14 protein-coding genes and 2 tRNA genes are annotated in these 13,629 nt (G+C 69.8%); 8 read left to right on the top strand and 8 right to left on the bottom strand.

Features of this window, described 5'->3' with window-relative positions; translation table 11 throughout:
* Positions 1-67: 67 nt before the first annotated feature.
* On the bottom strand, positions 68-814 hold the full coding sequence (locus tag G6030_RS01545; RefSeq protein WP_007626718.1) for a TetR/AcrR family transcriptional regulator: 747 nt from the start codon (positions 812-814) through the stop codon (positions 68-70).
* A gap of 7 nt (positions 815-821) precedes the next feature.
* On the bottom strand, positions 822-1,328 hold the full coding sequence (locus G6030_RS01550; protein ID WP_182641973.1) for a redoxin domain-containing protein: 507 nt from the start codon (positions 1,326-1,328) through the stop codon (positions 822-824).
* Between the two features lie 148 nt (positions 1,329-1,476).
* Here G6030_RS01550 and G6030_RS01555 point away from each other — a divergent pair, with 148 nt between their 5' ends.
* Positions 1,477-1,752 (top strand): DUF3618 domain-containing protein, encoded by a 276-nt coding sequence (locus G6030_RS01555; RefSeq protein ID WP_131884922.1) that lies wholly within the window; start codon positions 1,477-1,479, stop codon positions 1,750-1,752.
* Between the two features lie 231 nt (positions 1,753-1,983).
* Here G6030_RS01555 and G6030_RS01560 read toward each other — a convergent pair.
* Positions 1,984-2,056: transfer RNA gene (locus G6030_RS01560), tRNA-Lys, on the bottom strand.
* Positions 2,057-2,291: 235 nt separating this feature from the next.
* Here G6030_RS01560 and G6030_RS01565 point away from each other — a divergent pair.
* Positions 2,292-3,521, top strand: coding sequence for an Ig-like domain-containing protein (locus G6030_RS01565; RefSeq protein WP_109148412.1), 1,230 nt, complete (start codon positions 2,292-2,294; stop codon positions 3,519-3,521).
* Positions 3,522-3,645: 124 nt separating this feature from the next.
* On the opposite strand, the gene G6030_RS01570 is transcribed toward G6030_RS01565, so the two are convergent.
* Entirely contained in the window at positions 3,646-4,929 is a 1,284-nt protein-coding gene (locus G6030_RS01570) for a cation:proton antiporter (RefSeq protein WP_182642005.1), read from the bottom strand.
* A gap of 83 nt (positions 4,930-5,012) precedes the next feature.
* On the opposite strand from G6030_RS01570, the gene G6030_RS01575 reads away from it, so the two are divergent.
* Positions 5,013-5,477 (top strand): DUF2804 family protein, encoded by a 465-nt coding sequence (locus tag G6030_RS01575; protein WP_182641974.1) that lies wholly within the window; start codon positions 5,013-5,015, stop codon positions 5,475-5,477.
* Between the two features lie 328 nt (positions 5,478-5,805).
* On the opposite strand, the gene G6030_RS01580 is transcribed toward G6030_RS01575, so the two are convergent.
* From G6030_RS01580 to cmrA, 3 genes are all read right to left on the bottom strand, one after another.
* Positions 5,806-5,878, bottom strand: a tRNA-His gene (locus G6030_RS01580).
* Between the two features lie 73 nt (positions 5,879-5,951).
* Entirely contained in the window at positions 5,952-6,617 is a 666-nt protein-coding gene (orn, locus tag G6030_RS01585; protein WP_182641975.1) for an oligoribonuclease, read from the bottom strand.
* A 45-nt stretch (positions 6,618-6,662) separates the two neighbouring features.
* Positions 6,663-7,484, bottom strand: coding sequence for a mycolate reductase (cmrA, locus tag G6030_RS01590; RefSeq protein ID WP_182641976.1), 822 nt, complete (start codon positions 7,482-7,484; stop codon positions 6,663-6,665).
* Positions 7,485-7,775: 291 nt separating this feature from the next.
* Here cmrA and G6030_RS01595 point away from each other — a divergent pair, with 291 nt between their 5' ends.
* Positions 7,776-9,101, top strand: coding sequence for an MFS transporter (locus G6030_RS01595; RefSeq protein ID WP_241724089.1), 1,326 nt, complete (start codon positions 7,776-7,778; stop codon positions 9,099-9,101).
* Positions 9,102-9,185: 84 nt separating this feature from the next.
* Here the strand turns inward: G6030_RS01595 and G6030_RS01600 are convergent, their stop codons facing one another.
* Positions 9,186-9,854 carry an HAD family hydrolase gene (locus G6030_RS01600; RefSeq protein ID WP_182641977.1) on the bottom strand — a complete coding sequence of 223 codons (669 nt, stop codon included), beginning with the start codon at positions 9,852-9,854 and terminating at the stop codon, positions 9,186-9,188.
* A gap of 139 nt (positions 9,855-9,993) precedes the next feature.
* On the opposite strand from G6030_RS01600, the gene G6030_RS01605 reads away from it, so the two are divergent.
* The 4 genes from G6030_RS01605 to G6030_RS01620 all read left to right on the top strand — a co-directional run bounded on the left by G6030_RS01605 (position 9,994) and on the right by G6030_RS01620 (position 13,586).
* Positions 9,994-10,983, top strand: a complete 990-nt coding sequence (locus tag G6030_RS01605; protein ID WP_182641978.1) for a TIGR03557 family F420-dependent LLM class oxidoreductase — start codon at positions 9,994-9,996, stop codon at positions 10,981-10,983.
* A 42-nt stretch (positions 10,984-11,025) separates the two neighbouring features.
* Positions 11,026-11,652: a DUF2335 domain-containing protein gene (locus G6030_RS01610; RefSeq protein ID WP_182641979.1), complete on the top strand. Its 627-nt coding sequence runs from the start codon at positions 11,026-11,028 to the stop codon at positions 11,650-11,652.
* A gap of 313 nt (positions 11,653-11,965) precedes the next feature.
* A complete protein-coding gene (locus tag G6030_RS01615; protein ID WP_182641980.1) occupies positions 11,966-13,087 on the top strand; it encodes a site-specific integrase in 1,122 nt (373 codons plus the stop codon).
* Positions 13,088-13,373: 286 nt separating this feature from the next.
* Positions 13,374-13,586, top strand: a complete 213-nt coding sequence (locus tag G6030_RS01620) for a helix-turn-helix domain-containing protein (RefSeq protein WP_182641981.1) — start codon at positions 13,374-13,376, stop codon at positions 13,584-13,586.
* The last annotated feature ends 43 nt before the right edge of the window (positions 13,587-13,629 follow it).

A 13,629-nucleotide genomic window follows, 5' to 3' on the forward strand; every position in this document is an offset into this window, starting at 1 on the left:
GGGTGGCGGCGCGGTGCGGGGCGCGCGGCGGTGCCGGACGGGGCGACGGGGGAGCGGCGGGGCCGCCTCAGTCGGCCTGGGCTTCCTTCTCCGCCAGCCACAGGTAGGCGGTGAGCATCCGCTTGAGCTCGGTGACGGTCGCGTCGTGCATGTCCTCGCCGCCGGCGGAGCCGACGGTGTCACCCGCTTCGCCGCCGGGCACCGGGCCGGCGCTGACGGAGAAGTTCAGCATCGAGTAGGCCACGTGCACCAACACCTCGGCCATGAACGCGCGGCGTTCCCGCTCGGTGGCGGGCATGAGCGGCGCGAGGACGCTGGCGATCATCCGGGCGATCTCGCGCTCGTTCACGGCGGCCGTGGCCCGCGTGGCGGGAGTGGCCTGCGTGGCCAGCCAGACCGCGCGCCGGGACGGATCCCGGAGCCACAGGTCGGCCAGATGGTCGAGGAAGTCGTTGAGCAGCTCCGGCCAGTCCAGCGCGGGGATCTTCTGCGCGAAGCGCTCGACCTCCTCGATCACCCCGTGCGCGTCCTGGCGGTCGAGCTCGCAGACCAGGACGTACTTGTTGGCGAAGAACTGGTACAGCGTCCCGATGGGCACGCCCGCGCGCGACGCCACCTCCTCGCAGGTGAACGAGTCGAAGCCGACCTCGACCAGCACTTCCCGGGCCGACGACAGGAGTGCCTGGAACTTCCGGCGGCTGCGCTCCTGGATCGGTCGGCGGCGGGGGACGAGGATGTTCGGTTCGTCCTGGACGGCCTCGTCGGTGATATCCCGTGACGGCTCGTGGGCGCGCTCGGACGATTCGGTCGGCATGGGTGGTTCAGCCCTCCGCCGGCTGCGGCTCGGGGAGCTCCACACCGAGCAGCTTGGCGACCATCGCCACGTGCCCCTTCGCGCGGACGTTGTACCGGGCCATCGAGATGGTGCCGTCCGACTCCACCACGAAGGTCGAGCGGATCACTCCCATGACGGTCTTGCCGTAGTTCTTCTTCTCGCCGAAGGCGCCCCACTCGGTGAGCATCGTCTTGTCGGGATCGGACAGGAGCGGGAACGTGATGCCGTACTTGTCCCGGAACCGGGCCAGCTTCTCGGGCGCGTCGGGGGAGACGCCGACGACGCCCATGCCCGCGTCCCGCAGCTGCTGGAGGGCGTTCTCGAAGTCCACGGTCTCGGTTGTGCACCCCGGCGTCATGGCGGCGGGGTAGACGTAGACGAGCACCTTCCCGTGCTCCGCGAGGAGGTCCTGCAACGACGTGGGCGTGCCGTCGGCGTCGGGGAGGGTGAACGCGGGGGCCGGCTGGCCCACCTCGAGCCGTGGTGTGGTCACCGGTGCTCCTGGGGTCGAGTCGGGGCGTCGGACCCTCCCAACCTATCCGATGCACCGGCGCTCGGGCGCGGATCCAGTCGGTGTGCAGTAGCGTGGGCGTGGTCAAGACCCGCGGGGCACCCGCGGACGAGCGATCGACGGAGGTCTCGTGTCCAGGAGTTACGACAGCATCGAGGGCGATATCGCCAAGGCGCGTGACGATCTCGCGACGACCTTGGACGAGATCATCGACCGGGTCAATCCCAAGAACCTCGCGACCGAGGGCAAGGAGCGTGCGACCGCGGCCCTGAAGGATCCGCGTGTCCTGGCGGTGCTCGGCGGGATCGCGGCCCTGGTCGTCGGCGGGATCACGGTGTCCATGGTCAACAAGCGCAAGGAACGCCAGCGCATCGAGGCGTACCTGGCGGCCCGCAGGGCCCTCTGAGCCCGCCGTCGCTCGTCACGGACCCGGTCCGGCCGGCTCCGGCGTAGGCGTCGGCGCGGCTTCCGCTCGGCTCCGGTTCAGCTGCATCCAGAAGAGCGTCCCGCACACTCCCACTCGGTCGATGTGTGCGGAACGCTCTTTTCGTTGTTCAGCGCACCCGCCTGGCCCGGCGCAGGGCGGCCCGCGCACACGAAAAAACCCCGGGTCGTGAAACCCGGGGCTTTCGCTCTGTGCGCCATCAGGGACTCGAACCCCGAACCCGCTGATTAAGAGTCAGCTGCTCTGCCAATTGAGCTAATGGCGCTCGCCTCGCTGGCCTTGCGGCCTTGCTCGGTGCGAGAGAAACAGTAACAGCCGCGAGCCCGGATCACGAAATCGCCTGGTCAGAGTTCGGGTTGCCGTCCAACTCCCGGGGTCCGTGATGTGACATACTCCGGTGTTTCGATATGGAGTGAGGGCAGCCCGGCAGGCATACTGGTGTAGACATCCCCCGGGCGTGGCCACGGCTGGGCGGAAGAGACAGCTGGAAGGGGCCATCAGTGAACCTGCGGACAACGGATCGGACGGCGCGGCGAGCGACCGGGGCCCGGTCGAAGGCCCGTCTCGGTCTGGCCGCCGTGTTCACCGGCGCACTGGTTCTCACCGGCTGCACTATCGGCGACGGCACGGTGGAGGACACCCCCGTGGCCGAGGCGCCGGCGGGTCCCGCCGCGGTGATCGACCTGTCGGTGGCGGACGGTGCCACCGACGCGAACCCCGCTGAGCCGATCGTGCTCACCGCCGAGGACGGCAAGCTCGACTCCGTCGTGGTGCGCAACCCCGAGGGCGTGCAGGTGCAGGGGGAGTTCAACCCGGAGTTGACCGAGTGGCGCACGACCGAGGAGCTCGGGTACGGCCGGCAGTACACGGTGGAGTCCACCGCCACTGACGAAGCCGGGCTAGTGACGCGTAAGAACGCCACGTTCACCACGCTGACGCCGAACATCATGACGGCCGCCTACCTGACCACGGGTGAGGGGTCCGTGGTGGGGATCGGCCAGCCCGTCGCGGTGATGTTCGACGAGCCCATCGCGGACCGCCGCGCGGCGCAGGAGAACATCCACATCACCACCGAGCCGGCGGTCGAGGGCGCGTTCTACTGGGTCTCCGACCAGGAGGTCCGTTGGCGCCCCGCCGAGTACTGGGCGCCCGGAACCAAGATCGACGTCCACGTGGACATCTACGGCGAGGATCTCGGCGGCGGGATGTACGGGCAGCAGGACGCCCACAGCAACTTCGAGATCGGCGACGCCGTGATCTCCCGGGTGGACGACTCGACCAAGATGATCACCGTCGAGCGCAACGGCGAGGTCATCAAGACCATGCCCACCTCGATGGGCAAGGACGCCACCCCGACGCCCAACGGCACCTACGTGATCGGCGAGAAGCACGCCTCGATGATCATGGACTCGTCCACGTACGGCGTGGCGGTGGACTCGGCGGAGGGCTACCGCACGCCGGTGCAGTACGCCACGCGGATGTCGTACAGCGGGATCTTCGTCCACGCCGCGCCGTGGTCGGTGTGGGCGCAGGGCAGCCAGAACACCAGCCACGGCTGCCTCAACGTCACCACGGCGGACGCCAAGTGGTTCTACGACAACGCCAAGCGCGGTGACATCTTTGAGGTCACCGGGACCGTCGGCCCCACGCTGCCCGGCTGGGACGGCCTCGGTGACTGGAACGTCCCGTGGGAGACCTGGAAGGCCGGCAACGCCGACCGGGGCGCCTGACCCGTCGACTCATCCCGGTTGGGCGTGTGGATCGCCGTGGAGGTGACCTCGCCGCCGGAGCCGGCGGTGAGAACCGCGCCGAGTGCCGGGGTGCTGACGGCGAGGCGCCGCGCGGCGGTGGAGCCTAGGTCGACGACGGGGACGACGACGAGGTCGTCGTCTGCTCGCGCTCGGCGGCGGCCCGGAACAGCGCACGGCCGGGGGCGGCGGTGATGCCGTGTGCGACCGTACTGGCCACCACGACCAGTGTCCCGGCGCCGAGGAGTATCGGATCCGCACCGGCCCGTGAGGCCTCCTCGGTCAGGTAGAACACCGCGGCCACGCCGACGGGGCCGAACCAGCCGAGGTAGGCGGCGCCGCGCACCTTCAGGGCGAGCGGCTTCATCAGGGCGAACAGCAGCGGTGGGCGACGCAGCAGCAGGACGCCGGCCGTGAGCCACACGGCGCCCCAGCCGAGCTCCGCCCAGGCGGTCCACGGGATCATCGCGCCCAGGGCGAGGAAGAACGGCAGGACGGCGAACTGGTTGACCGCCTCGTCGATCTCCACCTCCGTCTTGCGTTCGCTACCGGAGCTCGCGAGGTTGAACGCCAGCCCGGCGACGAAGGACGCGAACACCCCGTTGGCCTCGAGGAGACCCGACACGCCGAGGACGAGGATCGACAGCAGCAGGGTGTACATGAGCATGGCCCCCTTCTCGGTGTCGTGGTGTCGTTCCGAGAAGTGGAGGGCCTTCGCGGCGGCGACTCCACCGACGGCGCCCACAGCGAGGGCTGCTCCGATCTGCCAGAGGGCTTCCGTGGCGGCCTGACCGGCGGTGAGGGGGGTGGCCACGGCGAGCGCGACCAGGACGAGGGGCAGCGCGAGGCCGTCGTTGGCCCCGGACTCCAGGGACAGCAGCTGGCGGTCGTGTTCGGGTAGGTCCTCCTCGGCGGCGTCGCCGGTGACGGCGGCGGAGGCCAGGACGGGGTCAGTGGGGCAGATGGCGGTGCCGAACAGCAGAGCGAGGGCGAACGGTATGCCCAGAGCCCACATGGCCAGGCCCGTCGAGATCAGTGCCATCGCGGGCAGGACCACCACCAGCAGGAGCGCCAGACGCCGCCAGTGCTCGCGGATGGCGGAGAACGGGTAGCGCAGGGCCACACCCATCACCGAGACGGCGAGGAGGATCTCCGCTCCGTTGTGGAGGGTCGACTGCTCGGCGAGGATGTCGGGCACGTCCAACACACCGAGGACTGCGGGCCCCAGGATGACGCCGCCGGCGAGTGCGATCAGCGGCTCGGACACGGGCCAGCGCGTCATCCGCGCGGAGAGGGCGACGATCACCACCCCGAGAGCGCCCACGGCCGCGAGCAACAGATCGAGTGTGGGCAACGGTCCCTCCTTGCGTCGGTCGGTCATCCGCACCATAGGAAAGGCCGCCGGGGCGCGCATCCGGGTCCCGCGTCCGGACCCTCCGCCTCGGCCGGCGGCGCGCGTGCGACAGTGACCCCATGCCCGCCGAACGCGAGATCGCCCGACCCGTCGACCTGGCCCACGGCCGGAGGCTCAACCCGGACGCCGTGGGCTGGTCCCGGCGCCCCCTGCATCGCACTCACATCGCCGGCTGGGGGCGGACCAAGCGCTGGGAGTACTGGGGGATCGTCACCGACCGGTTCGTGGTCGGTCTGACGGTCGCCGGCCTGGACTATCTGGCCAACTGCGCGGTCTACGTCCTGGATCGGCACACGGGGCGGGAGGAGAGCCGCAGCGGGATCAGGCCGCTCCACCGGCCGCCGTTCGGTGACGAACCGGGGGACGGCGCCCTGCGCGGATCGGCCGGCGTGGGTGGGGGTCGGGTGTCCATCGAGGTCGACGACGACGAGGACTCCACCTCCATCCGTGTGCAGGCACGGGATCTCCAGGTGGCAGCGCGGGTCGTGCGCGCCGACCTCTGGACGCGGTATGGGCCGATTTGAGAGACAGCTTGCCGGAACTGGCTGCAGATGAACTAGATCGCTTCCGTCCGCCGGCCCGTAGGCGAGGTCATGCCGAGCGCACTGGGGGGCTTCGATCCGTTCGAAAGCCCGAGGGCCCCCTAGTGGGGATACTGTCCGCGCATCGGGGCGCACTCTCGGCGAGTGGTCAGAAACGCGGGATTCCGGCGCGGTCGACATGCGGAAACGCGGGCGGGTGTGACCGCGCGACGGACGCGCTCCGCGCAGGCGGGGACCGAGGGCCGGGCGGCGAGAAGCGAATGGCGGGTGACCCGCACCGAAGTGCGTGTCACCCGCCATTTCTGTTCGGGGTGGCTGACGGGACTCGAACCCGCGACAACCAGAATCACAATCTGGTGCTCTACCAACTGAACTACAGCCACCACCGCTGCCCTCGCGGACAGCGGTGACGACTTTACCCTCTAGGTGGCCTCGCCGGGAAATCCGCAGGTGGCACTACTCGACCGTGGGCAGTTCGGAGGCGGCCTTCTTGACCTCGTCACTGGTCGGCCCTGGCTGCGGGACGAACGCGGTGGCCCGGTAGTACTGCAGCTCGCGGATCGACTCCTTGATGTCCGCCAGAGCGCGGTGGGACATGCCCTTCTCGGGCTGGCCGAAGTAGATGCGGGGGTACCAGCGGCGGCACAGTTCCTTGATGGAGCTGACGTCGATCATCCGGTAGTGCAGGTAGGAGTTGAGCTCGGGCATGTCACGGGCGAGGAAGCCGCGGTCGGTGCCGATCGAGTTCCCCGCCAGGGGAGCGGACCCGGCCACCGGCACCCACGCCCGTACGTAGTCCAGGACGGCCTTCTCGGCCTCGGCCACCGTCACCGTCGACCTGCGGATCTCCTCGGTCAGCCCGGAGGAGGCGTGCATGTCCCGTACCACCGGCACCATGGCGTCGAGCGCGGCGTCGGAGGCGTGGATGACGATGTCGACGCCCTCGCCCAGCACATTCAGGTCGGAGTCGGTGACCAGGGCGGCGATCTCCACCAACTCGTCGGAGGAGGTGTCGAGGCCGGTCATCTCGCAGTCGATCCAGACGATGCGGTCGTTCTTGGATTCCTGGTGGGGCGTCAGTGACGACGGGGCGGCGGTCTCGGCGGAGGTCGACTCGGGCATCGTTCGACTATATCGCCGCGGGCCCACCCGGCTGCTGTCGGCCGATCAGGCCCCGCCCTGCTGTCCCTCGCCGAGCTTGGCGTAGAACCTGCCCACGATCGGCGCCATGATCCCGCGCGGGACGTAGTTCCCGGCCACGGACATGGCCTGGCTCAGCGGGCCGGGCACCACACGCATCTTGTTGCGGGCCAGCGCATCCAGCGAGACGCGGGCGGTGTACCCGGTGTCGATCCACAGGCGGTCGGGGACCAGGCGGTCGACGAAGGTCTTGTCCTCCTCGGCGATCTCCTCGGTGCGCACCGGACCGGGCGCGAGGAGGGTCACGTTGACGCCGGAGCCGATGAGTTCACCCCGTAGGGACTCGGAGAAGGTGTTGAGGAACGCCTTGGTGCCGGCGTAGGTGGCGTTGTTCGGGATCGGCATGTTCCCGGCCGCCGATCCGACGTTGAGGATCGCTCCCGATCGCCGTTCGACCATGCCGGGGAGGACCGCCAGGACCAGGTCGTGGCAGGCCACCGCGTTGACCTGCATCTGCTGCTTCTCGTACGCGGGGTCCAGCGACGCCACGGGTCCGAACGTGGCGATGCCGGCGTTGTTGCAGAGGACCGAGATCTCCCGCGTGGCCAGCTCGTCGAGCAGGGGCTGGCGTTCGGCGGGGCTGCCGAGGTCGCAGGGGCGGACGTCGACGCTCACGCCGTACTCGCCCTCGAGCCGCGTCTTGAGGTTCTGCAGGACGCCCTCGCTTCGGGCGACCACGATGAGCGAATGCCCACGCCGGGCGAGTTCGGTGGCCAGCGCCATGCCGATCCCGGAGGAGGCGCCGGTCACGACTGCTCGGTTCGACGTGGTGGGAGTGGGCAGGGACATGGGGCTCCTCGGGGCTGCGGGCTGGCGGACCGAGGCTGAGCGTACCGGCCCGGGCACGGGACGCGGCCCCCGGCGAACGTCATTGGCCGGGGGCCGCCGGAGGGTTGGAGGGAGAGGAGGGTCAGCTCCCGAGCGAGCCCATGCTGAGCGACCCGCCACCGCCGGCCGGATAGCGTGACGGGTGTGAACCAGTCGAACCGCCCCGAAACGTTCTCACCTGCGCCCCCGGCCCCGGCGACGCCTTCGGCGGCGGTGACGCGCACCCCGCGTGGCCGGGCCCTGGCCTGGGGGATGTGGGACTGGGGGTCGGCGGCGTTCAACGCGGTGATCGTGACCTTCGTCTTCTCCGTCTATCTCACCGACTCGGTGGGCGCGGACCTCGACGGACCGCTGTCGGCCGCGACGTGGCTGTCGATTTCCGTCGCCGTCGCCGGGCTGGTCATCGCGCTCACCGCGCCGGTGATGGGGCAGCGCGCCGACCGCGGCGGTCGGCGTCGACGGTCGCTCGCGATCTGGACCTACGCAACGGTGCTGCTCACCGCGCTGATGTTCCTCGTCGACGCGGACGCCCCGTACCCGTGGTTCTTCATCGGGCTCGCCCTGCTGGCGATCGGATCGATCACCTTCGAGTTCGCCGAAGTGTCGTACTTCGCGATGCTGCGCCAGGTCTCGACCCCCGCCACGGTCGGCCGGGTGTCCGGCTTCGGCTGGGCGATGGGCTACTTCGGCGGGATCTTCCTGCTGCTCGGGGCGTTCCTCGGCTTCATCGCCGGCGACGGCCCCGACCGCGGGCTGCTCGGCGTCACCGCCGACGGCGGCATGAACGTGCGCCTGGTGTGTCTGCTCGCCGCCGTGTGGTTCGCGACCTTCGCGCTACCGGTGCTGCGGTCGGTGCCGGAGCACCGCCCGGCCGCTGCCCGTGGGGCCGCCGGTGAGGTCGACGACGACGAGCCCGGCTTCCTCGCGTCGTACCGCATCCTCTGGGTCGATCTGAAGCGCCTGTGGCGGCGGGATCCGCGCACCGTGAAGTTCCTCGTCGCGAGCGCGATCTTCCGGGACGGCCTGGCCGGGGTGTTCACCTTCGGGGCGATCCTGGCCGTGACGGTCTATGGGTTGGCGCCCGGGGACGTCCTCATCTTCGGCGTAGCCGCCAACGTGGTGGCGGCGCTGGGGGCGGCGGCCGCGGGCCTTGTCGACGACAAGGTCGGCCCCAAGGCGGTGATCATCGGCTCGCTGGTGGCGATGATCGCGACCATGACCGTGCTCCTGTTCGTCGACGGCCCCGCGATGTTCTGGGTCTTCGGGCTGCTCATGTGCCTGTTCGTGGGGCCCGCGCAGTCGGCGTCGCGGTCGTTCCTGGCCAGGCTGGCCCCGGCGGGCAGCGATGGTCAGATGTTCGGCCTCTACGCCACCACCGGCCGCGCGGTCTCGTTCCTCGCCCCCGCCCTGTTCGGGCTGTTCACGTGGGCGTTCGCGACGGATCGCGCGGGCATCGCGGGCATCGGCCTGGTGTTGCTGGTGGGCCTGCTCCTGCTGTTGCCGGTGCGGACGCCGACCCGCGACGAGGCGGCCGGCACCTGGGCTGACGTTCGGTCGAACTCTGAACCCGCTGATTAAGGGTTCGGCGGCCCGCGTCCGCGGCCGCACGCTACCTCGGCGTCCCGGGAGGGTCGCCCCGGGACGCCGGTCAGAGTTCGCCGGTCAGAGCTCGTCGGCCTCGAGGAGTTCGAGGACGGCCGCGGCGTCATCGACGATCGTGGAAAAGCCCGCCTCGGTGAGCTCGGCGTCGCCGATCCCTCCCGTGCGTACCGCCACCGAGCGGATGCCCAGCTTGGCGGCGGCGATCGCGTCCCAGGTCGCGTCGCCCACCATGATCGCGTTCTCGGCGTCGACGCCGGAGCGCTCCAGAGCGATCGCCACGATGGTCGGATCCGGCTTGGCCTGGTCGACGTCCTCCCCGGTGGTGACGGCGTCCAGGTGGTCGTCCACGTCGAGCAACTCGCGCGCCTGCTCGAATTCCGACGGCGCCGCCGAGGTCGCGAGCACGGTGATCCAGCCGCGTTCCTTGGCTCCGCGGACGAGTTCACGGCCACCGGGGAGCAGCCTCAGGGGCGCCTCGGCGTAATACTCGGTGTGCAGGTCTTTGGCCCGGCTCGCCATGTCATCGCGCTCGTCGTCGTCGACACCGGCGAGTTCCAGGAGTTCGGACACCAGCGTGGACCCGTCCTTACCGATCCGCTTGTGGACCTCTACGTAAGGAACCGGCGCCCCGGCTTCCGCCAGCGCCCGGTACCAGGTCGCGACGTGGACGTAGGTCGAGTCGATCAGCGTGCCGTCGACGTCGAGAAGAAGTGCGCGCTCGGAACTCATGCCCCCGAAGGTGCCCGTCTCGCCGCGCGGCGGCAACCGCACACGGTGTGGCCTCGGGCACGCCGGGGGCGTCGGGCACCGGTGCTCGGCCGCGGCGACCGGTGGCGCTCGCCGCCGCTCGCGCGCACGATCGATTGGCATGACGCGCTTCGGATACACACTCATGACCGAACAGTCCGGCCCCAAGGACCTCGTCCGCTACGCCGCCAAGGCCGAGCAGGCGGGGTTCGACTTCGAGGTGGCCTCCGACCACTACTTCCCGTGGCTGAGCTCGCAGGGACACGCGCCGTACGTGTGGAGCGTGCTCGGTGCGGTCGCCCACGTCACCGAACGGGTCGACCTGTGCACCTACGTCACCTGCCCGATCCTGCGGTACCACCCGGCCGTGGTCGCGCAGAAGGCCGCGACCGTGCAGATCATGTCCGACGGCCGGTTCATGCTGGGCATCGGCGCCGGCGAGAACCTCAACGAGCACGTCGTCGGCCAACGCTGGCCATCCGTCGACGAGCGGCACGAGATGACGGTCGAGGCGCTGGAGATCATCCGCGAGCTCTTCGACGGAGGCCTCGTCACCTACTCCGGCGAGCACTTCCGCGTGGACTCCGCCCGCCTGTGGGATCTGCCCGAGAAGCGGGTTCCTATCGGCGTGGCCGCCGGGGGCGAGAAGGCGCTCGCGCACCTCGGCCCGCTGGGCGACCACCTCATTGCGACCGAGCCCGAGAGCAGCTACATCGAGAAGTGGAACGCCCTGGACGGGCAGACGCGGATCGGTGACGGTGCCCGCGCGATCGCGCAGATCCCCATCAGCTGGGACCCCGAGTCCGAGAAGGCCGCCGTCGAGCGCGCGCACGACCAATTCCGCTGGTTCGCCGGCGGCTGGGCCATGAACTCCGACCTGCCCACCACCGCCGGGTTCGCCGCCGCCACCCAGTTCGTGCGGCCCGAGGACGTGGGGGAGCAGCTCGCCTGCGGTCCCGACCTCGACGCGATCGTGGAGAAGGTCCGGCCCTACTGGGAAGCCGGATACACGGACATCGCGCTCATCCAGATCGGCGACTCCACGCTCGACCGGTTCCTCGATGAGGCGGCGGAGCCGCTGCTCGCCCGGCTGCGGGAGGCCGCGGGCTGATCGGACAGATCGTGTCGGACCCCACGCCTACCGTCGCGCCCTATGGGGGAGTTGAACAGGACCGAGGAAGGGGACGCTCGTGGCTACACTGAAAGGCATGAAAGCAAGCCGGAGCGCCTTCACCGCGGGGATGAGAGGGTTGGATCGGATGACGTCGACCCCGACGTCTCGGATTCGCCGGACCCGGATCGCCGAGGAGTCCCAGCCCAGCGCAGAGGCGAGGTTCTCTCAGGTCCGGAACAAGATCCGAGGGCGAGTGGACCGCAGGCTGGCGTAGTTCGCGAGGAGTCGCAGCTTCTGTCAGCGTCATGGTCGGGTCTACTGCCGCACCCGTCGGACTTCGGCGCATACGACAACGTTCTTCCCGGGGCTGCCGACCGGCTCCTCCGAGTCCTGGAATCCGAGACCGTCGACCGATCGAGACGAGCAGACAAGCTCGCGGACGCCGAGATCGCCAGTGCCGACAAAGACCGCCGCGCAGCAGTAGCGCTTCTGCTGCTGTTCACGGCACTCTCAGCGGCCTTCTTCGCGTCGGGTAACCCGCTCGCCGGCGGCTTCTTCCTCACCCCTCCGATACTCGGGCTGGTGAAAGTGATGTGGCCGGGCCGTGGCGCTGGGCCCGGGCGTGGCCCGGAGTCTTCTCCTGCGCCGAACGGCGACGAGGCGTAGGCGGACCACCTCACAGGCGACCGGAACGACACGATCGTCCGTAGTCGTCGAGAAGAGCTTTTCGCCCGTATCTGTCGAGTGGCGGCGTGCGAAAAGCTCTGCTCGATGGGTGAAGCCCCGGATCCCGACGCACTGAGCGCCCCCGAGAGGATTCGAACCCCTCCGGGACGTGGAACGCTGACCGGCTGAAATATGCTCTGAACAGCGCGGAAGTCGGGGGCGCGGTTGGTCAAGGTGGGTCACTTCCGGTCGCTTCGTGCCAGTGTTGTGGCACGATAGTGGCACGCCACAACCCCCTGGAGGGCTGAGTCCCATGACCACTACGCGCCGCCGATCCTTCGGATCCATCCGTGTCCTACCGTCGGGCCGGTTCCAGGCCCGCTACACCGGGCCGGACACGGCCGTCTACAAGGCCCCGCGCACCTTCCAGTCCCGTGACGATGCCGGGGCGTGGCTGAGGGCGGAGGAGAAACTGGTGGAGTTCGACGCCTGGACCCCGCCGACCACGCGCCGGACCATGTCCACGGAGAAGGTCCGGACGGTGGGGGACTACTTCCAGAAGTGGATCACGGAGCGAAGTCTCCGCCCCTCCACCCGCGACACTTACCAGCGGGTCTGGGACGCCAGGGTGAAGCCGTACCTGGGGGACAAGCCCCTGGCGACGACGACCCCCGCCGTGGTCCGGTCCTGGTGGGCTGAGGTCACCACGGACCACGACACGAAGACCCGGAACGCCCACGCCTATCAGGTCCTCCGGGCCGTGATGAACACGGCCGTGGAGGACGGGCTGATCCCGGTCAACCCCTGCCAGATCCGCGCCGCTGGCCGGTCCCCGAAGCGCGCGGAGTTCACCCTCCTGACCGTGGAGGAGGTCAACCGGATCACGGCGGAGATGCCCGCCTGGTACGCCGCCAGCGTGCCCGTGATGGCCTGGTGCGGTCTGCGGTACGGGGAGGTCACCGAACTCCGCCGTAAAGACGTCACGGCCGACGGTAAGACGATCCGCGTCCGACGGGGCGTGACCTACGTGGGCGGGGAGTTCATCGTGGGTCCGCCGAAGACCGCCGACGGCGTACGGGACGTGGCGGTCCCGCCCAACGTCGTCCCGGTCCTGAAGGCCCACCTGGACCGCCACGTGGGACTGGATTCCGACGCCCTGGTCTTCACCACGAAGGACGGGAAGCGGCTCCTGCACTCCACCTACCGCGATACGTTCCAGGCGGCTCTCCGGCGGGCCGGGATCGACAAGCCGGTGAAGGTCCACCATCTTCGCCACCTGGGGGCCGTGCTGGCCGCGCGCGCCGGGGCCACCACGAAGGAACTCATGGCGCGCCTGGGGCACACCACGCCAGCGGCGGCCATGATCTACCAGCACGCAGCCGCCGGGCGGGACGAGGAGATCGCCCGGAAGATGGCGGAGATGGCCGGGGAGTAGGGGCTACCCCCGTCGGTTCCGTGGCCTGGGACGACGGTCCCGGACCGCTACACACCAGCCGCCCCGGGAGGCTTACACCGGTGCCATCCGTTGACTCTGTAGTGGTTGCGCCCCAGGTCAGGGCGGGCGTAGCGTCGGACTCACCGGGTCAAAACCGACCTGGATCCGCCCCCAGGAGCGGACTACGCGCCATCAGGTAATGACACGCCCCCGCCAGGGCAGAACACAACGGTAACGGTAGCGGCGCGTCGTCTAAGGCAACTCCGATGAACTCTCTGGAGTTGCCATGTCTACGTCATCCGACGCACCCCTGTATCTGGACCAGGCCGCCGAATACCTGTCCGTCTCTCCGAAGTCCATCCGGCGCATGGTGTCGCGCGGGGACCTCCCCGCCTACCGCCTGGGCGGCCAGGGCCGTCTCCGCTTCCTGAAGGCCGACCTCGACGCGCTCCTGGTCCCCGTCCCCACCGTGGTCCGCCAGGGTGGTGGCCACGCATGAGCGCACGAAGAAGCCGCCCCCACCGGAAGGTGGAAGCGGCCCC

The sequence above is a fragment of the Dietzia sp. E1 genome (genome assembly GCF_014145015.1).
Lineage (GTDB): Bacteria > Actinomycetota > Actinomycetes > Mycobacteriales > Mycobacteriaceae > Dietzia > Dietzia cinnamea_A.

Coding starts and splice junctions, on each gene's coding strand:
- G6030_RS01545 (WP_007626718.1), bottom strand. CDS start 814: ATGCCGACCGAATCGTCCGAGCGCGCCCACGAGCCGTCACGGGATATC.
- G6030_RS01570 (WP_182642005.1), bottom strand. CDS start 4,929: ATGGTGCGGATGACCGACCGACGCAAGGAGGGACCGTTGCCCACACTC.
- G6030_RS01575 (WP_182641974.1), top strand. CDS start 5,013: ATGCCCGCCGAACGCGAGATCGCCCGACCCGTCGACCTGGCCCACGGC.
- orn (WP_182641975.1), bottom strand. CDS start 6,617: ATGCCCGAGTCGACCTCCGCCGAGACCGCCGCCCCGTCGTCACTGACG.
- cmrA (WP_182641976.1), bottom strand. CDS start 7,484: ATGTCCCTGCCCACTCCCACCACGTCGAACCGAGCAGTCGTGACCGGC.
- G6030_RS01595 (WP_241724089.1), top strand. CDS start 7,776: ATGTGGGACTGGGGGTCGGCGGCGTTCAACGCGGTGATCGTGACCTTC.
- G6030_RS01600 (WP_182641977.1), bottom strand. CDS start 9,854: ATGAGTTCCGAGCGCGCACTTCTTCTCGACGTCGACGGCACGCTGATC.
- G6030_RS01605 (WP_182641978.1), top strand. CDS start 9,994: ATGACGCGCTTCGGATACACACTCATGACCGAACAGTCCGGCCCCAAG.
- G6030_RS01610 (WP_182641979.1), top strand. CDS start 11,026: ATGGGGGAGTTGAACAGGACCGAGGAAGGGGACGCTCGTGGCTACACT.
- G6030_RS01615 (WP_182641980.1), top strand. CDS start 11,966: ATGACCACTACGCGCCGCCGATCCTTCGGATCCATCCGTGTCCTACCG.
- G6030_RS01620 (WP_182641981.1), top strand. CDS start 13,374: ATGTCTACGTCATCCGACGCACCCCTGTATCTGGACCAGGCCGCCGAA.